The sequence below is a fragment of the Sphingobium sp. TKS genome (assembly GCF_001563265.1).
In the GTDB taxonomy this organism is placed as follows: domain Bacteria; phylum Pseudomonadota; class Alphaproteobacteria; order Sphingomonadales; family Sphingomonadaceae; genus Sphingobium.
Window position 1 is genome coordinate 330,890 of record NZ_CP005083.1, and the last position, 16,049, is coordinate 346,938.

At 63.2% G+C, this 16,049-nt stretch carries 21 protein-coding genes; 15 read left to right on the forward strand and 6 right to left on the reverse strand.

What is annotated here, in order from left to right:
- Positions 1-64: 64 nt before the first annotated feature.
- The gene (locus K426_RS01600; protein WP_066553265.1) at positions 65-859 is read left to right on the forward strand and encodes an ATP-binding protein; all 795 of its coding nucleotides are present in this window, start codon (positions 65-67) and stop codon (positions 857-859) included.
- Between the two features lie 110 nt (positions 860-969).
- Here the strand turns inward: K426_RS01600 and istB (K426_RS01605) are convergent, their stop codons facing one another.
- Positions 970-1,698: an IS21-like element helper ATPase IstB gene (gene istB, locus K426_RS01605; protein WP_061939590.1), complete on the reverse strand. Its 729-nt coding sequence runs from the start codon at positions 1,696-1,698 to the stop codon at positions 970-972.
- Positions 1,685-3,199, reverse strand: coding sequence for an IS21 family transposase (gene istA, locus K426_RS01610; protein ID WP_061939592.1), 1,515 nt, complete (start codon positions 3,197-3,199; stop codon positions 1,685-1,687). The genes istB (K426_RS01605) and istA (K426_RS01610) overlap by 14 nt, the downstream gene beginning before the upstream one ends.
- On the opposite strand from istA (K426_RS01610), the gene K426_RS01615 reads away from it, so the two are divergent.
- The 3 genes from K426_RS01615 (at position 3,138) to K426_RS32990 (ending at position 5,014) form a co-directional block, all read left to right on the forward strand.
- Complete coding sequence (locus K426_RS01615; protein WP_257721805.1) at positions 3,138-3,941, forward strand: substrate binding domain-containing protein; 804 nt, start codon at positions 3,138-3,140, stop codon at positions 3,939-3,941. The two genes, istA (K426_RS01610) and K426_RS01615, sit on opposite strands and share 62 nt — an antisense overlap.
- Before the next feature lie 216 nt (positions 3,942-4,157).
- Complete coding sequence (locus K426_RS01620) at positions 4,158-4,586, forward strand: DoxX family protein (RefSeq protein WP_021222964.1); 429 nt, start codon at positions 4,158-4,160, stop codon at positions 4,584-4,586.
- A 65-nt stretch (positions 4,587-4,651) separates the two neighbouring features.
- Positions 4,652-5,014, forward strand: a complete 363-nt coding sequence (locus K426_RS32990; RefSeq protein ID WP_062121841.1) for a dioxygenase family protein — start codon at positions 4,652-4,654, stop codon at positions 5,012-5,014.
- 217 nt (positions 5,015-5,231) lie between these two features.
- Here K426_RS32990 and istB (K426_RS01625) read toward each other — a convergent pair whose 3' ends face one another.
- Together istB (K426_RS01625) and istA (K426_RS01630) are read right to left on the reverse strand one after the other, a co-directional pair.
- Positions 5,232-6,041, reverse strand: coding sequence for an IS21-like element helper ATPase IstB (gene istB / locus K426_RS01625; RefSeq protein ID WP_020818758.1), 810 nt, complete (start codon positions 6,039-6,041; stop codon positions 5,232-5,234).
- On the reverse strand, positions 6,041-7,546 hold the full coding sequence (istA, locus tag K426_RS01630) for an IS21 family transposase (RefSeq protein ID WP_020818759.1): 1,506 nt from the start codon (positions 7,544-7,546) through the stop codon (positions 6,041-6,043). The genes istB (K426_RS01625) and istA (K426_RS01630) overlap by 1 nt, the downstream gene beginning before the upstream one ends.
- A 300-nt stretch (positions 7,547-7,846) precedes the next feature.
- On the opposite strand from istA (K426_RS01630), the gene K426_RS01635 reads away from it, so the two are divergent.
- From K426_RS01635 to K426_RS01660, 6 genes are all read left to right on the forward strand, one after another.
- Positions 7,847-8,113, forward strand: coding sequence for an antitoxin (locus K426_RS01635; protein WP_020818770.1), 267 nt, complete (start codon positions 7,847-7,849; stop codon positions 8,111-8,113).
- A gap of 11 nt (positions 8,114-8,124) precedes the next feature.
- Positions 8,125-8,523, forward strand: coding sequence for a type II toxin-antitoxin system VapC family toxin (locus K426_RS01640; RefSeq protein ID WP_197672744.1), 399 nt, complete (start codon positions 8,125-8,127; stop codon positions 8,521-8,523).
- Positions 8,524-8,731: 208 nt separating this feature from the next.
- On the forward strand, positions 8,732-9,250 hold the full coding sequence (locus K426_RS01645) for a hypothetical protein (RefSeq protein ID WP_020818772.1): 519 nt from the start codon (positions 8,732-8,734) through the stop codon (positions 9,248-9,250).
- Positions 9,247-9,720, forward strand: a complete 474-nt coding sequence (locus K426_RS01650; RefSeq protein ID WP_015460584.1) for a DUF6878 family protein — start codon at positions 9,247-9,249, stop codon at positions 9,718-9,720. The genes K426_RS01645 and K426_RS01650 overlap by 4 nt, the downstream gene beginning before the upstream one ends.
- A gap of 3 nt (positions 9,721-9,723) precedes the next feature.
- The gene (locus K426_RS01655; protein ID WP_015460585.1) at positions 9,724-10,113 is read left to right on the forward strand and encodes a DUF6915 family protein; all 390 of its coding nucleotides are present in this window, start codon (positions 9,724-9,726) and stop codon (positions 10,111-10,113) included.
- Positions 10,114-10,117: 4 nt separating this feature from the next.
- Positions 10,118-10,423 carry a DUF7673 family protein gene (locus K426_RS01660; RefSeq protein ID WP_015460586.1) on the forward strand — a complete coding sequence of 102 codons (306 nt, stop codon included), beginning with the start codon at positions 10,118-10,120 and terminating at the stop codon, positions 10,421-10,423.
- 139 nt (positions 10,424-10,562) lie between these two features.
- Here K426_RS01660 and K426_RS01665 read toward each other — a convergent pair whose 3' ends face one another.
- Together K426_RS01665 and K426_RS01670 are read right to left on the reverse strand one after the other, a co-directional pair.
- Positions 10,563-11,435 (reverse strand): nucleotidyl transferase AbiEii/AbiGii toxin family protein, encoded by an 873-nt coding sequence (locus K426_RS01665; protein WP_015460587.1) that lies wholly within the window; start codon positions 11,433-11,435, stop codon positions 10,563-10,565.
- Complete coding sequence (locus K426_RS01670) at positions 11,428-12,099, reverse strand: type IV toxin-antitoxin system AbiEi family antitoxin domain-containing protein (protein WP_020818773.1); 672 nt, start codon at positions 12,097-12,099, stop codon at positions 11,428-11,430. Before K426_RS01670 ends, K426_RS01665 begins: the two co-directional genes overlap by 8 nt.
- A 312-nt stretch (positions 12,100-12,411) precedes the next feature.
- On the opposite strand from K426_RS01670, the gene K426_RS01680 reads away from it, so the two are divergent.
- The 5 genes from K426_RS01680 (at position 12,412) to K426_RS01705 (ending at position 16,017) form a co-directional block, all read left to right on the forward strand.
- The gene (locus K426_RS01680) at positions 12,412-13,107 is read left to right on the forward strand and encodes a hypothetical protein (protein WP_015460589.1); all 696 of its coding nucleotides are present in this window, start codon (positions 12,412-12,414) and stop codon (positions 13,105-13,107) included.
- 11 nt (positions 13,108-13,118) lie between these two features.
- Positions 13,119-13,403: a hypothetical protein gene (locus K426_RS01685; RefSeq protein ID WP_015460590.1), complete on the forward strand. Its 285-nt coding sequence runs from the start codon at positions 13,119-13,121 to the stop codon at positions 13,401-13,403.
- A gap of 390 nt (positions 13,404-13,793) precedes the next feature.
- Entirely contained in the window at positions 13,794-14,333 is a 540-nt protein-coding gene (locus K426_RS01690; protein ID WP_015460591.1) for a DUF736 domain-containing protein, read from the forward strand.
- A gap of 168 nt (positions 14,334-14,501) precedes the next feature.
- Positions 14,502-14,816, forward strand: coding sequence for a type II toxin-antitoxin system prevent-host-death family antitoxin (locus K426_RS01695; protein ID WP_031297199.1), 315 nt, complete (start codon positions 14,502-14,504; stop codon positions 14,814-14,816).
- 871 nt (positions 14,817-15,687) lie between these two features.
- Positions 15,688-16,017, forward strand: a complete 330-nt coding sequence (locus tag K426_RS01705) for a single-stranded DNA-binding protein (protein WP_007015553.1) — start codon at positions 15,688-15,690, stop codon at positions 16,015-16,017.
- Positions 16,018-16,049: the final 32 nt, after the last annotated feature.

The following is a 16,049-nucleotide window of genomic DNA, read 5'->3' on the forward strand; positions in this document are numbered from 1 at the left end:
GGCGGTCCGGGAAAAGGGGAGGGGGACTGCAGGCGGAGAATTTCCACTTGTCGAGGAGCCCCAGATGTCCCTTCCCGCCACGATCAACAGCCAGGTCGATCCTGCCGCCGTCACCAGAGTCACCCGCCTCTTCAATAACACGCTCGGCGATATTCTCTCCGAGCTTATCCAGAACGCACGCCGGGCGGGTGCGAGCGCGGTCGACCTCAAGGTCATCGACGCCGATGGGACTGCGTTTCTCGCCATTGCCGACGATGGCGCCGGGATCGAGGATCCATCGGTCATTCTCGCCCTCGGTCGGTCGGGTTGGGGTGACGAGATCGCGCGGCGGGAGGATCCTGCCGGCATGGGCGTGTTCAGCCTTGCCGGTCGCGATGTCGAGATTCGCTCCTGCCCGCGCTCGACTGGCGAGGGCTGGTCGATCCGCATCGCTTCAGGCGATTGGGAGTCCGGCGCGCCCATCGCCGTTGCGCCCTGCACCCACCCGTTCGGAACCGAGATCCGGGTGCCGATTGACGCGCAATGGCTCAAGTCACTCGAGACTATTGCACAAAGCGCCGCGCGTTATTGCCCGCTTCCGGTTCGGCTCGACGGCCAGGATCTACTCCGCGAGGACTGGCTGAAGGGCGCAGAGACGATCATCGAGCAGGACGGCGTCCGCATCGGCATCTATCGCAACTATCTTCACCGGCATTTCAGCCCGAGCATCAACTTCCATGGCGTGACTGTCGCGTCGCTCCTTCCAACGGTCGCGGAAAAGGATCGCCACTGGGCGGCCAAGATCGACATCGTCGATGCTCCGGTGTCAATCGGCGTTCAATCGGGCCCCCCTATCGGCGCGCAAAAGGGACCCCGTTAGCGTTGCATAGATCGATCGATGTTGGGCGCGGGTTTCGCGCTGCTGGCGGCGTAGGGAGGGCGTAGCCCGACCGGAGGCGTCAGCAGCGCGAAGGCGTTTTTCTGATTGGGTCAGCTGCGGTTTTTGAAGCGCCAGCTGTCGTTGCCGGTCTCGACGATGTCGCAATGGTGGGTGATGCGGTCGAGCAGCGCGGTGGTCATCTTCGGGTCGCCGAACACGGTGGGCCACTCGCCGAAGGCGAGGTTGGTGGTGATGATGACCGAGGTCTGCTCGTAGAGCTTGCTGATCAGGTGGAACAAGAGCTGCCCGCCGGATCGGGCGAACGGCAGATAACCCAGTTCATCGAGCACCACGAGATCAAGCCGGCTGAGCTGGGCGGCGATGGATCCGGCTTTGCCGATGCGCGCCTCTTCCTCGAGCCGGGTGACGAGATCGACCGTGTTGAAGTAGCGCCCACGGGCACCGGCACGCACGACGCTGGCGGTGACTGCGGTGGCCAGATGGGTCTTGCCCGTCCCTGTGCCGCCGATGAGCACGATGTTGCGGCGACCGGGCAGGAACGAACCTGCGTGCAGGGAACGCACCAGCCCTTCGTTGATAGGGGTGCCCTCGAACACGAAGGCATCGAGGTCCTTGATTACAGGCAGCTTGGCCGCGGTCATGCGATAGCGGATCGAGGCGGCATGACGATGCGCCGCTTCTGCCCGCAGCAGGTCGGTCAGGATCTCGTTGGTCGTGCGCTTGCGCTGCAACCCGGTGGTGACCGCCTCGTCGAAGGCCCCTGCCATGCCCTTGAGCCCGAGCGCTCGCATCGCCTCGATCATCTCATGCCGTTGCATGGAGGCCTCGCACTGTGTCATAGCGCGCACAGTCCGCAACCGGCGGGTGGCTGAGCTTGAGATCAACGACCACGTCCAAAGGGCGCTCGGATGGCGGGTCCCGGTATCGGGCCAGGATGTTGAGGATCACCTCGTCGCTGACGGCCCCGTTATCGAGCGCCTCCCGGATCGCGGCCTCGACCGCTTCCAGACCATCGGTCATTACGGCTGCCAGCACGCGCACAAAGCGGCGGTCGGCTTCATCACCGCCGCCCAGCTTGCGCCGCAACCGCGTTAGTGCCGGTGGCAGGTCCCACCCCTGGAAGGGCGCGCCGTTCCGCAAAGCGCCGGGCTTGTTCGCCAGAACGGGCAGGTAATGCCAGGGATCATAGATCGTCCGGTCACGGCCGAAGTGCCGGGCATGTTCGGCGATGACCTCGTCGCCGAGGCGCACGACAATGCGGTCGGCATAGGCGCGGACCTGGACGGCCCGCCGCGCAGCCTTGGCCATGACCGAGTAGCGGTTGCGGTCGAAGCTGATCAGGCACGTGCCGGTCACGGCATGGGCGGTCTCGTGGAAGCCGTCGAAGGGCGCCAGCATCGGCTGCAGGGCTGGCCGTTCGAGAGCCAGCGCCTCGGCAACGGTCAGCTCCTTCTGCTCGGGATGCGCGTGCGTTGCGGCCCAGCGCAGGCACTCGGCCTCCAGCCACCCGTTGAGCTCCTCGATGCTGGCAAAGCGCAGGCGAGGCTGGAAGAACCGGCCCCGGATCGTCTGGACTTGGTGTTCGACCTGACCCTTCTCCCATCCCGCCGCCGGCGAGCAAGCGGTCGGCTCGACCATGTAATGATCGGCCATGACCAGAAAGCGGCGGTTGAACACGCGCTCCTTGCCGACGAACACGGTGGTGACCGCGGTCTTCATGTTATCGTAGATGCCGCGCAGGGGAACGCCGCCAAAAAAGGCAAAGCCCCGGGCATGGGCGTCGAACACCATCTCCTGCGTCTCGCGCGGATAGGCCCGGACGTAGACAGCCCGCGACGCACACAGCCGCATCTGCGCCACCTTCACTCGCATCGGCTTGCCCGCGATCTCCACATCCTCGTGGCTCCAGTCGAACTGGTAGGCCTCGCCGGGCTTGAACATGAGCGGGATGAACGCGGGCGCCCCATCACCCGCATCCTTGCGCCTCGCTTCCGTCCAGCGCCGGGCGTAGCGCCGGACCGCGTCGTAGGATCCCTCGAACCCCTCACGGCACAGCAGATCATGGATCCGGGTCATGCGCAGCCGATCACGCCGGTGCCGGACCTCGTTCTCCGCCAGCAGCGTATCAAGCCGCTCCTGGAACGGACCAAGCCGGGGCAGCGGCTGAACCGTGCGGCGATAATCGAACGCGCCTTCCGGCGCCCGGATCGCCTTGCGCACTACCTTGCGAGACAGCCGCAGATCCCGCGCAATCGCCTTGATCGCCTTCCCGCTCGCGTGCTCCCGCCGAATCCGAACAACCGTCTCCACCACCAACATCCCGATCTCACCACCTGGAAAACCAGGCAGTCAACTACACCACCAGAATGAGGGGTCCCATTTAGACGCCGATCACCCCGCTAACGGGGTCCCTTTTGCACGCCGGTCCACAGGCACAAGCGAAATCGCGCCCATTTTGAACGACCTTTCCAAAGCTCACCCAGACCTGACAATCGATCTTGGCGTGAACGATCGTCTTGTCGATCTCGTGGAGGAAGGATGGGATCTCGCCATACGTATCGGACGACTACAGGACTCGCCCATGATTGCGCGCCGTCTCGCGCCTTGTCACATGGCGGTCTGCGCATCGCCGGCATATCTCAGAAAACACGGACGCCCCAAGACGGTAATCGATCTCGGCGATCATCGCTGCCTTGGCTACACCCTGTCCCACGCTGTCGGACCCAGTTCGTGGAGTTTTGGAAGCAACGGCGATATCAAGGTGCCTGTCTCGGGGCCGCTTCGCGCCGGCAACGGCGACGCACTTGTCGCAGCGGCCATTGCCGGTATGGGGATCGTCTACCAGCCCACATTCATCGTTGCCGATGCCGTTGCAGATGGTCGGCTCGAAATTCTCGAACTCGACCATCCTCCGTTCGATCTCGGCAACATCTACGCAGTGTACCCTCCGAACGAGCATCTCCCCGCGAAGGTGCGCGTCTTCATTGATTTCCTTATCAAGCGTTTTGCTGGCACCCCACCGTGGCAGCGACGCATCGATCAGACAACCGACAGGAACTGATCGCTCGCTTCGGTTCACACTGGCGGTGTGATAACGCCGCACATTTTTGCAGATTATCGCGAGGTGGGAAGCAGATTACCTGTCACGGCATCGGCGGAGACGGCTCCGCCCGCCGCTAAGAGCTAGCCGAGCAAATCCAGTTCGGAACTCCACGGCGACAGACATCGCAACCGACGGCAATGCCTTTGTCATCGGTCGCGTCGATGGAGCGATGCTATGAAAGTCCACACCGGAATGATCGGTGCCACGGTGCTGCGTGCCGCCCTTGGCGGCCTCTTCCTCGCACATGCAGGCATGAAGATCTTCGTGTTCACGCCGGCCGGAACGGCGCAATTCTTCGAGTCGGTCGGCGTACCAGGGTTCATCGCTTATCTGGTGATGACAGCGGAAACGCTTGGCGGAATTGCACTGCTCCTCGGCATCTATCCGCGCATCGTGGCGCTGGGCCTTATCCCAATCCTGCTCGGCGCGATTGCAACGGTGCATGCCGGCGCCGGCTTCTTCTTCAACAATCCCAATGGGGGTTGGGAATTTCCTGCCTTCTGGGCGCTCACCCTCATAGTCCAGGCTCTGATCGGCGATGGGCTCTACGCATTGAAGCCGACACCGCTTCCTGGGACCGTTATCAACCCTGCGATCACCTGAAGCTGCTCTCCGCCCGCAGCCCGTAATGCCATCCCCGTATAAACTCTCTTCTGGCGGTTCAATCGATGCTCCCAAGCATATTCATTAGCCACGGTGCTCCAAGCCTTGCGCTTGGCGACAGTCCGGCGCGGTCGTTCCTCGAATCTCTGCCCGCGCTTCTCCCCTTTCGACCGACCGCGATCCTGATCATATCGGCGCACTGGGAAGAGAGTGTTGTGACCCTCAACGGCCTCGACCGACACACTACAATTCATGATTTCGGTGGCTTTCCTGACGCACTTTACGAGATGCGTTACCCGGCTCCGGGATCTGCCCATCTGGTCGAGCGCGTACGCTCCCTTCTGCACGAACAAAGCATACCGAGTGCGGCAAACGAGTTTCGCGGCTGTAGCGCGACGATTACGGAGTCCGGTCGGCGTCAATTTTGATGGCCGATAGGTGGCCGCGCCGGTTGGTGAATTCTGGCTACCATTTGCTGTTGCGAGGAGCAACCGTCGAGCGACAATTACGACGCTGGGTAATTGTCGCTGGCGCTGGCCGGAAGCGAGGGTTTGAAGCGCATGGGATGGTTGGCATGTAATTGCCGCTGGCGACAATTACCCGTTGCCTCAGCAAGGGTGCTCCCGAGCGCGAAGCCAGCGACAATTATGATGGCCGGTCCGGGGCGCCATTGGGCGGGTCGTAATCGCCGGCGTTGATGCGGGCGACGGCGGAACGCTTGCGGTAGCTTTCGCCGTTCATCTCGATGATGGTCGAGTGGTGCACGAGGCGGTCGATCGCGGCGACAGCCATGGCGGGATCAGGGAAGACGTTGTCCCATGCCGAAAATGGCTGGTTGGCGGTAATGGCGAGCGAGTGGCGTTCGTAGCGGTGGGCGATGAGCTCGAACAAGGCGCTGGTTTCGACCTGGTCCTTGCGGACGTAGGACAGATCGTCGAGCACGATGAGATCGAACTTGTCGAGCTTGTCGAGCATGGCGGGCAAGCTGAGGTCGCGGCGCGCGGACTGGAGCTTCTGGACCATGTCGGTGGTGGAGCAGAACAGGACGCGCCGCCCCGTGTCGATGAGGGCATGGCCAATGGCGGCAACTGCGTGCGTCTTGCCGGTCCCGCTCTGGCCGAACAGCAGCAGGTTGCCGCCGTTCTCGATCCAGTCGTCACCGGCGGCGAGGGACAAGAGGTGCGGTTTGCGGATGCCGGGGGCGGCGTCGAAATCGAAGGTGGCGAAGGTCTTGCCTGCGGGCAAGCCGGACTGGTCGCGATGGCGCTGGATGCGCCGGGAGGAGCGATCAGCCATCTCGATCTCGAGAAGCGAGGCCAGCAGGTTGGCGGCCGGCCAGCCATCGCGATCGGCGGTGTCGGTGAGGTGCTTCCAGTTGCGGTTGATGCTCGGCAGGCGCAAGGCCTTGAGCAGGGTAGGCAGTACGGCGGCGGCCTGATCCTTGGTGCGGGTCATCAGTGCACCTCCCCGCTGGCGATCAGGCTGTTGTAGCTGTGCAGATCGGGTGGCGGGATAGCGACATCGCGCTGCGATCTTGCGGTTGGCAGGAACTCGTCCCTGAGCGCATCGACATCGGGCAAGCGCCCGCTGTCGAGAGCCTCATCGATCCGCCGGGCCAGCACGTCGACACAGTCGCCCCTGGCGGCGATATCGAGCAGCGCGACGGCATCGCGGCAGGCCTGCCGTCCATCGAGTTGGGCATCGAAGGCTTGCCAGGCCCGCCGGTAGGCGTGATCGGGGAAGAGGGCTTCGCGGTAGACGAGGTTGCGCAGTGCACCGGGCTTGCGGCGCAGGTTACCGATCATGTGCCGGAAATCGATGCTATGCCCCCGGTGGGGATGACTGATCCGCACACGCGGCGTGGACATTACCCTGTCTGGACCGAGGAAGAGCTCGATGCGATCGTCAAAGAGATGCGCGTTGAGGCGCCGTCCGACGAGGCGGGAAGGCACCGAATAGGTAACCCGATCGATGGCGACGGTGCCGTTGCGGGTGACATCGACGGTGACCATGGCGAAATCGGTGGTTCGCCTTGCGGGCAGCGCCTTGAGTACCCTGCGTTCTGCATCGATGCGCGCAGCATGTCGCCGGTTCTGTCTGGCGACCTGCGCCTCAACGAACTCGCGCCAGGCCTCGATGCTAACGAAATCGCGGCTGCCCCGCCGGCGTAAGGCCTGATCGAGCCGTCGCTTGAGATGGGCATGGGGACCTTCGATCGATCCGTTCTCGTGCGCCTCGCCGCGGTTGTTGCGGGTAGCAAGCATGCCGTAATGACGACACAGCTCGTCATAGCTTCGGGTGAAATCCCGCTGCGCATCGGCGTTGAGGTTTTTGTAGGCGGCTGACAGGGAATCGCTGCGGTGTTCGGCCGGCGCACCGCCCAGCTTCCACAACGCATCCTGCAGGTGCTCCGAAAGGGCGGCAAAGCTCTCCCCGCCCAGCACGACAGCCGCATGCTCCCAGCCACTCGCCGCCAAGCGGAAGTGGTAGAGGCGATAGGCCAGGGTCTCGCCGGCAACAGTGACCTTGAGACTGTCGCATACCGTGAAATCCGACAGGCCCTGCCGACCGGGCTCATGATGCTGCGGGAAGAAGATCTCCTTCTCGCCGCCGTGCAGTGCCCGCCAGCGGGCGATCCGGCGTTCCAGTGTTCGTCGTATCGCATCGGGAACAGCATCCTCGCCGAACTCGTCCTGGAGCGTCTCGAAGACCGTGACGGCAATGATACCGTCGATCTGGAGCAACTCCTCTATACGTGGCCAGAATGGCTCGAGCGGATCGGCGCGGGTGCGCCAGTGGCGCTCCTTCTTCTTCTGGGACGGAAGCTGCGGATCGTTCTCGATCCGGCGTGCGCTGCGTTCGCTGATACCGGCCTTGGCAGCCGCGACGGCCTGGGTGTGTTGGCGACGATGGGTCATGAAGAGAAATACCTGCTGATCGGAAATGTGGTGGCCCGGCATCGCAAACCCATCGCTCGTTGTTCGATGAGTGTTCCGATACCACCGCCCGCCACAGCCCCGATCTGCCCCCCGAAAGAAGGGGAAAAAGATCGCCACCGGTTGTCTGGTCCGCTCTCCGGTCGGGGCTGCGCCCCTCCCTACGATCAGACCAGACAACCGATCCTACCGGCCATCATAGTCGCCGCTCAACCGGCCATCGTAGTTGTCGCCGCGCAGGTACGGCAACACCCGGCATGGGCTACAATCTTGACATTTCCCCAGTACAATGCATATGTTCATGCATATGCAAAGGAGGTCGATATGGCCCGGAAAAAAGCAGTTTCCGTCCCTCCACGAGAAGCCAAACTGTTCCGGAACAACAAGAGTCAGGCTCTGCGCATCCCTGCCGATTTCGAACTTCCGGGTGACCGCGTGATGATCCATCGCGATGGCGACCGCCTCATTATCGAACCGGTACGCCGCAAGAATCTTCTGGAAGTCCTCGCATCCCTGCAGCCGCTCGGGCCCGATGATCAGTTTCCCGATGTCGAGGACACATTGCTCCCGATAAAGGCCATCGACCTGTGAGCGGGCTCTATATGCTCGACACCAATACCGTCTCCGAGCTTGCCCGCAATCCGCAAGGATCGGTTGCCGCACGCATCGCCGAAGTGGGCCCGGATGCGATCTGTGTCAGCATCATCACCGCGGCGGAACTCCGCTACGGCTGCGCCAGAGCGGGTTCGCCGCGGCTGCTGGCGCAGATCGAGGCCATTCTGGACAGCCTCCAGATCCTTGCCCTCGATGTCCCCGCCGACACTGAATATGCCGGTATTCGCGCAGAGCTGGAAGCAGCCGGCAAGCCTATCGGGCCAAATGACTGGTTCATCGCTGCCCATGCCTATGCCCTGGAAGCGGTGCTGGTGACCGCGAATATCACAGACTTCTCGCGGATACGCGCACTCAAAGTCGAGAACTGGATCGCCGACCTTCATTGACCGGATGCCGGGCAATCACCGCATGGCTTTCGTCTAGCGCATCGGCTCGCTCCAGCGGCGGGCCGCCGCCACACGCTTCGCGATCGACCCTAACCCTTGAGATGACCTTCAGCTCCATAGCGGATCGGGGGGCCTTTGCCGTCCATTGACCTCATGGCCGGAGAGAGGAGGGGGGTGTGCCTTTGTGTTCACGCAACAGGAGAAGGCCATGTCCGACATCATCGACCTCGGCGGCGCGCCCGGACACGAGGATTGCGCGCAGCTCGGCCACACCCCCGACTTCGAGCGCCTCAACCGGCTTGAGGTCGCCGCCTATCGGGCCGCCGTCATCGCCCGCTTCGGCCCGCCCCCGGACGGGTGTGCCCTCGTCTTTATCACCAACCGGCACGACTTCGGCATCTATCGCACGCTCGGTCTCAAGGTCGATGCGGGCGCTTATCGTCGCGATCCCTCGGTCGCGGCCTATGTCGAGGCCGCCCAGGACGGTCTCGCCAGCTGGGTCGAAGCCGGTTTCGCGCCGCCGGTCCGCTACGACGACGGCCGTGCCCCCGCGGTCGACCGGGACCGTATCGACGACATCGTCATGGGTGCGTTGCTCGCGACGCGGCCCGACCCGTTGGGACGGTTCCCCATTCCCGACTTCGAGATCCTTCATCGCAATCTCGCCGCCGCCTACCCTCGCTGCGCCGAGGCCGCGAACCGCTCGCTTGAGGAGACACCAGTATGATACCGACGCAACTTACCTCCGACCAGGCCGCCATTCAGGCTCGTATCGAGGCCGAGATCGCAGAGCATGCCGCCGCCGTCCGGCGTGTCGAAGCGCGCTGCAAGAGCGCGTTCCTGCCTATCCTGCGGGAGCATGGTATCACACGCGTCGACATCAGCTATGATGGTGGCGGTGATGAAGGCATGATGGGCGATGTCACCGCCTATGGCGGCCAGTCTGTCCGGGAATTGCCTTCGGTGCTGTGCGACCATTACGCCGTCGACTATGGTGGAAACGTTCGCAGTTCCGCATTGCAACTGGAGGACGCCCTGTCGTCTTTTGCTGAAAATGCCGTCTGCGACCATCATGGTGGCTGGGAAAATGGCGAGGGCGCCTACGGAGAGATCGTCATCGATGTCGCCTCGGGAGGCGTGACCATCACGCATAATGCCCGGTTCATCGACTACGACACCACCGAGACGGAGCTGTGATCCATGTCTCACTGCTATTTTCATGCGCTCAGCTCGGCGCGCCGCTGGGGCGGCGTGCCGGGCGACTATATCGCCCTTCATCAATGGTTCGATGAATCCAAGAAGATCATCGCTGATCCGCGCCACCGGGCGCTCAGGCACCATGCCGAGGGGATTTTCCTGCTCGAGACGATTTTTGGCGTGACCGTTCGCAACAGCGACGGACGTCAGGTGCCGGTGCGTCTGATCGGGGAGGCGCACGTCACCGAAGATCTGGGGCGCATTCCGTCTTTCGCCGACTGGGCACGGCTCATCCAGCCGATGCCCTGGATGTTGCGCGGCAATCCCGCCGGCTCGCCGGGGCTGGATCCTGCTATTTCCGGTTCACCCGCACCCAACGCTGCTGTAGCCTGATCTCATGGATCAGGGACCCTTCAGCAAGGCCGCCGCAGACAACGCCCTCGATCGTCTCATCGCAATTGCCCGATCCGACACCGGCCAATCACGCCGGGTCGCAAACTTCCTTCTGGCCTGGTGGAACGGCGAGGATTGCGGGCACTTTCCTATCGCCGATCTGTTCGGCGTCGACGCGACGATCGCGACCCACATCACGACGATCGTCGGTTTCCTCGGTCAACATGAAGGCGCGATCTATCCGGATGCCTTCGGCTGCAAGGCCGAGATGATCGAACTGGTCGGCCGCTGGCGGGATTTCGGCGACTAGAAGTTTTCCAACGTGCAGAGCAACCCGCTCGTTATCGATCTCCTACTGTTGCTCGGGCAGGAGATGACCCGAGTTGCCATCGCGCACGGTTCCATAGGTCTTGAGTCAGGCGTCGAGCGCTTGCCCTGGCGACGGGCAATCATGCATTCGCATTCTGTCCGGGGGGCGGAACCAGCCGGTCCAGCTTCGCCATGAAGAAGCGCTCGCTCCACAGGTCGATCGATTTGAGTTCAGCCGGACGCAGGAAGCGGCGCACATCTTCGGCCGCCGCTTTCCAGTCGAGACCGGCGATCGTGCTGCCCAGCGCGTCCTTCAGCCAGGGCATATTGACGGCAATGCTCTCGTCACCAGCCCACGGTCCGGCTTGAATCAGCGCCGCGCGCAGGAGCGGCAGATTGGGGGCAGTTCCCTTTGCGACATACCAGGAGAAATCGTACCAGTCCCTACCTTTGAGGAAGCCCCGGCAGAGCAGCGCATGGATCTTGAGCGCGAAGTTGGACGGCAGATCCTGATGTCGCACTTCATAGTCGGCCGGAAAATCGAGATAGGTGGCATCTTCGCCGGAGCCGGCGGGGGGATTGACATCGATTTCCAACTTGATGCGGATCGTCCGGGGCTTGCCTGTCCCGGCAAAGATAAGGTCGAGCTGGCTGGCGATCGAATCATTCTTGAGGAGCGCCTGGCGGATCGCGCTGTCCATTTTCGCCTTGGGCCGCGCGTCGAGCTTCAGGCCGAACTGGCCGAACACGTCGACCAGAACCGTGAGATAAGGCGACCAATCGAAATCCGGATCGGGCGCGCGGAGGAGGAAATCGAGGTCTTCTGAAAAACGCGGCAGGCCATGAAGGATACGCAGCGAGGTGCCTCCCTGAAACAGGGCGACATCGAAGAAATCGCCGCGCCACAGGGCGTAAAGCGCGATCTCCTGGAGGATTTCCTTGACGGCATTTTCCTCTTCGAGGGCGTTGGCCGCATCGTAGCTGCGCAGCTTTTCCTGGATGATGTCAATCATGATTGGAAGCCTTTCGGGCCATGACGGCGTATTCGAGCGCGGCGAGAAAGGCGTTCTCGGCCTTGTGCTTGTAGGTGGATCTGAGCTTGGCGAAATCCTTTCGTCGAAGCGAGACGAGCCTGTCCGGGTCGATCCGCATGCCATGGGTCAGCCATTCGACCCCGCTCCATTGTTCCTTGCGCAGGGCAACCAAGTCCATCAGCGCCCGCAAAGGCTGGGCGACGAAGGCGGTGAGTTTGCCCATCTGGACCCGATCAACGCCGATCAGGAACCGATAATCGGCAATGGCGAGAGGGTGGAAGCTGAACGCCCCGAAGTCCGGCGTGTCGAAGTGCAGCGTTTTGCGTCCCGGTGTCACGCTGGCGGTGGTGAAAACCGCTTCGGGAATCCAGCCATGCCAGGTCAGCGCGCTTTCGAGCGAGATATAGCTGCCTGGTACGAGACTCTGGGCAATGGCGAAGGGATGTACGGTTTGGCTGCGATAGTCTCGCCCCAGAAGATATGTGCCGCGCTTCACCCGAAGCAGGGAGCCATCCTTGAGGGCACGGTTTACGAGGCCGTAGCGCCGCGCATCCCCGCCGCCCAGCAACCGCCCAAGCTGGCGTTCGCTCAGGATATGGTCGGCCAGCCCTGCTGCCGTGATCTGCTGTGCCAAGGATGACATGAATTTCCTCATACTTCCAAATTGTGAAAGTTTCCAGAAATTATCGGATGAGCGGCCAGAATGAGCAAAACCTTCCCCGGCGCGCCGCAGGCCTTGTCTCCCGACGTGCTGGTGTCGGCGATACGCTTGGACTCGCTGACGGTGCCCACGCCTTCTGTAAGCCACTGACCGAGACCGAGGCTCTCCTCCGCGCGCCTCGCCGCATCTGCGCTTCGCGCACGCAAAGAGGAGCAGGGAAGGGGGAAGGGGCAGGACATGTCTCCGAGGCCGGAGACCTGACTGTCCCGAACCTATTTTTCGCGAGGAGCGAACATGGCCAACCATTTCGTCAAAGCGAGCTTTGTGCTCACCGTTACCGAGGCCGAGGCCGAAGTCCTGCGCCAGATCGAAGATGCTACAGGAATTCTCGATGATTCTGGTTTCGAGCAGGATGAACTTGCCGCAGCTTATGCCGCGCTCGGCGAATCCTTCACGTCGTGCTTCCCGTCGATCGAGGCCGATCCCTTCGGTGGATTTCGCGCGATCTTCAGCGATCTCGATTATCCACGCCTCAGCTTCTCGCTGCAGGTCGATCCGTCCGATGGGTCAGGCCGTTGCAAGGTCTGGTTCTACGGCGACCAGGTCGATGTCGAAACCGCCGCGCTGCTGATCCAGGCGACCGCGAAATCGGCTCTGCCGTTTGGCTTCGAATATGCGCTCGATTGCGATCGCCTGCGCCCCGGTGAGTTCGGCGGCGGCTATGTCGTCATCCGCGAAGACGGGCTCGAGTTCGCAGGTTCGTCCCGGCTCCTCGATCGCGCTATCGCGCGCGGTCACCACGAAGGTGTCGACGGATACGTCCTTGTCACGCGCGACGCAGAGGCCGGCCTGCTCTTCTGGAACAGCCATTCGGGCTTCGGCTCGCTTGCTGGCGCCACGGTGTTTTCCGAGGCCGAGGCCGCGAACTTCGATCCGCCCATTGCCGACGACCAGCCCGAATGGCTGGCGCTCCCGGCCCCACTCAACTGAAGGAGCCGCACATGCGCTACATCATCGCCCTTTATGAGATTGACCGCGCCTATGGTGGAGCAGAAGAGGGTGGCTGGTGGTACGACACCGGCGAGTTGGCCCGCCTTCTCGCGCTGGCGCCGACCGAAGCGCGGGCCATCCAGTTGGCTGACCGCGCCAACCGCCTGCTCGAACGGCTACAGCGTCATCGTCGCCGCGTCGATTCCGTCCTTTATGATGGCGGCCGTTATACTGCCATCGTCTTCGAATGGACGGCGCCCCCGGCCTTTCCCGAGGTCCGGCCGCACTACGCCTGAACGCGACTGTCCGCCGTTGACGGGCCACCATCCCAGATTGCGGTCCTGCGGAATAGCTGCGCACGGAAGAAGCCCAGTCGAATTCCGGCATCCTGGAGCCAACTCGCCAAAGCCAGCGGCCTGACGCGCGAGCGTTTCGCGATGGCCGATCATCTCCTGCGTCTGATCTGCTGCCCGACGATTGGCGTCGGGGGTGGGGTTGATCAGGCCGGGACCAGGCGGGGGCTGTTCGGATCGATCCATGGATCGACCGGATCGTCCCGAGGCCGCGGACGCGGGCCTCGGCTATGGCGCTTGCGCGCTGGCTCGGCCGAACGGCCGAGGAGAGGAGGGGGAGGAAGGACGGTGTCCCGGACACAGTGTTCGAGACCATCATCCAGGAGACTTTCCATGAACATTGGTTCGATCAAGCAGAATGAAGGCGGTATTTTCGTCGGCAAGATCGAGACGCTGACGATTGCGATGACGATTGCGCTGCGCGAGGTGCACTCGGCCAATCCGAAGGCGCCGAAGTTCGAGGTGCTGGCGCTGTCGGCATCGCGGGCGTGGGTGCAGGTTGGGGCGCTGTTCGAGCTGTTCTCGAACGGCACGGGCGAGGCGTTCCTCAACGGGAAGATCGAGGATCCGAGCCTGGCGGCGCCGCTTTACATTTCCGCGTTCCGCCAGGAGGACGGCAGCTACAACGTGGTCTGGTCGCGTCCGACGCGGCGGCGCGACCTCGCCTCGGAGATGGCGCGCAAGGCCGATGACGCGCTGCCGCCGCTGCCCGGCGAAGGCGAAACCGCCGGCGCGCCGGCCCAGGGCGCCGAGGCCGGCCTCGGCCAGTCGTCGGCAGAGCACGCCTTTGGTGGCGAACAGCCCGAAGGCGGCCGGCGTCAGCGTCGTCAGCGTACGGCCGAACAGGTGGAGGAACCCGAAACCGTCAGCTGAAATCCCCCCGTCGTGCCCGGTCCCGCGCCTCCAGGCCGGGCACGATTCCCGCAGGGTCCGCTTCGTTTCACGCGAAGCGGACCCTGTTCTTGTTTGGCGGCGGTATTTCTCGAACTTACTAAAATTGCCATATTTGGTATATGCCGATTATTCCGCCTGGACCGTGCCATGAATGCGGAAACCTTGCGGTCGACAACGAAGAAGAAAGTTCCGCGGACGGCCTTCCACAATCATACCGGTCAATATCCGGATATCAGCCAGCGAGAACCAATCACCGTCACAAAACATGGGCGTCCAGACATCACTATTGTCGAGGCCGCCTATTTCGAACGGCTCGCCGCTGGACAGATTCTTGCGGTGTTCGATCTTAACGCCGCCGATGCCGATCAAATGCCCGACGCGCATCGGGATCTTTTCGAGGCCGCGAAGCCCTCCGCCGAAGAAATAGGACAGGACGTTTGGAACGATGACGCCGCTCCTTAAGGTCGGCGACATCCTCCACTGTGTCTATCTCTTCACCCGTGACCAGTAGGCCGGTCGGGACGAGGGCATCAAGACACGTCCAGTCATTGTGATCGCTGTGCAGAGTCAGCGCGCTTTCACGGCCGCGATCGCCACGAAGAGCGACAAGGCGGGCCAGGAGCTGGCCATTCCCGACGCCGTTGGCGATCCCGCCGGCTCGCGCACGGCACGTCAGTGGTCATCGACCAGTATAATCATTTCACCTGGCTCGGCTTCGATATCCGCCCCGTTACAGCCGAACCTTCCCGGTTCCCATCCGGCGGCCGTGACAGTCCCCACCGCAGCACCGGTGATCACCTGCCGCCGTGACGGCTGCGATCAGCGGCGCCCTTCCTGCCGAAGCGCGGGATCCGGCGCGCTCGCCCGGGACGGACCCGCCGGCCAATCTCATCGTCTCTGGAATGTGGCCCGGCCTCCGGCTGCAGGCGGCCCGCGGGATCATCGAGGCGGTCGGCGCACACCGCGCCCACTGGCGGCCGCCTTGACCGGAGCCCGCGACCGGGCAAAGCAGGAGGCCCATCGCCCGGCCATCGGCCGCGCTGGTTGAGGGCAAGCGGCCGGGATCGAGCCTTCCACAGTCGGTGCGTCCCCGTCTCCTGTCCGCCATCCGGCCACCCGCTTGTCGGGATGAACGCTACGCCCGTGCGGGACCGTCGCAACCCCCGATTTTGCGGCCGTGTTGAGGCCTGGCGGCCTCTGCCCGCACCACCCGAAAAATCGCAGGTTCCCCGTCGCTGGCGCTCCGGTGCGGCGCTCCCTCGTTCACGGGCTTTCGCGACTGTTCATCCCAGCGGGGTCGGCCCGCTGACGGACACGCGAAAGGTACACGACCATGAACAAGGTTTTTCTCTCAGGCCGCATCACCTCTGACATCAGCCGCTTCGGCACCGACAGCAAGGGCGGCGTCAGCTTCAGCCTCGTCACCTCCAAGCCGGTGATCAAGGACGGCCAGGTCCAGAAGGACGACAACGGCTACACCGAGACCTACGACGAGTTCCACACGGTGAAGGCCTTCAACGGCCTCGGCAAGTCGGTCGCCAACCACAAGAAGAAAGGCGACAAGCTGATGGTCGTCGGCGAGATCCGCTACAGCCGCAACGAGCGCGATGGGCGCACCTACTACAACACCGACATCGTCGCCGAGGAAATCGAGTTCCTCTGATCCCTGACGGGCGGCCGTCAGCGGCCGCCCTC

Coding starts and splice junctions, on each gene's coding strand:
- K426_RS01655 (WP_015460585.1), top strand. CDS start 9,724: ATGTCTCACTGCTATTTTCATGCGCTCAGCTCGGCGCGCCGCTGGGGC.
- K426_RS01635 (WP_020818770.1), top strand. CDS start 7,847: ATGGCCCGGAAAAAAGCAGTTTCCGTCCCTCCACGAGAAGCCAAACTG.
- K426_RS01695 (WP_031297199.1), top strand. CDS start 14,502: ATGAATGCGGAAACCTTGCGGTCGACAACGAAGAAGAAAGTTCCGCGG.
- istB (WP_061939590.1), bottom strand. CDS start 1,698: ATGCAACGGCATGAGATGATCGAGGCGATGCGAGCGCTCGGGCTCAAG.
- K426_RS01645 (WP_020818772.1), top strand. CDS start 8,732: ATGTCCGACATCATCGACCTCGGCGGCGCGCCCGGACACGAGGATTGC.
- K426_RS01640 (WP_197672744.1), top strand. CDS start 8,125: ATGCTCGACACCAATACCGTCTCCGAGCTTGCCCGCAATCCGCAAGGA.
- K426_RS01685 (WP_015460590.1), top strand. CDS start 13,119: ATGCGCTACATCATCGCCCTTTATGAGATTGACCGCGCCTATGGTGGA.
- K426_RS01620 (WP_021222964.1), top strand. CDS start 4,158: ATGAAAGTCCACACCGGAATGATCGGTGCCACGGTGCTGCGTGCCGCC.
- istA (WP_020818759.1), bottom strand. CDS start 7,546: ATGCCGGGCCACCACATTTCCGATCAGCAGGTATTTCTCTTCATGACC.
- K426_RS01600 (WP_066553265.1), top strand. CDS start 65: ATGTCCCTTCCCGCCACGATCAACAGCCAGGTCGATCCTGCCGCCGTC.
- K426_RS01705 (WP_007015553.1), top strand. CDS start 15,688: ATGAACAAGGTTTTTCTCTCAGGCCGCATCACCTCTGACATCAGCCGC.
- K426_RS01665 (WP_015460587.1), bottom strand. CDS start 11,435: ATGATTGACATCATCCAGGAAAAGCTGCGCAGCTACGATGCGGCCAAC.
- K426_RS01670 (WP_020818773.1), bottom strand. CDS start 12,099: ATGTCATCCTTGGCACAGCAGATCACGGCAGCAGGGCTGGCCGACCAT.
- K426_RS01660 (WP_015460586.1), top strand. CDS start 10,118: ATGGATCAGGGACCCTTCAGCAAGGCCGCCGCAGACAACGCCCTCGAT.
- istA (WP_061939592.1), bottom strand. CDS start 3,199: ATGTTGGTGGTGGAGACGGTTGTTCGGATTCGGCGGGAGCACGCGAGC.
- K426_RS01650 (WP_015460584.1), top strand. CDS start 9,247: ATGATACCGACGCAACTTACCTCCGACCAGGCCGCCATTCAGGCTCGT.
- K426_RS01680 (WP_015460589.1), top strand. CDS start 12,412: ATGGCCAACCATTTCGTCAAAGCGAGCTTTGTGCTCACCGTTACCGAG.
- K426_RS32990 (WP_062121841.1), top strand. CDS start 4,652: ATGCTCCCAAGCATATTCATTAGCCACGGTGCTCCAAGCCTTGCGCTT.
- istB (WP_020818758.1), bottom strand. CDS start 6,041: ATGACCCGCACCAAGGATCAGGCCGCCGCCGTACTGCCTACCCTGCTC.
- K426_RS01690 (WP_015460591.1), top strand. CDS start 13,794: ATGAACATTGGTTCGATCAAGCAGAATGAAGGCGGTATTTTCGTCGGC.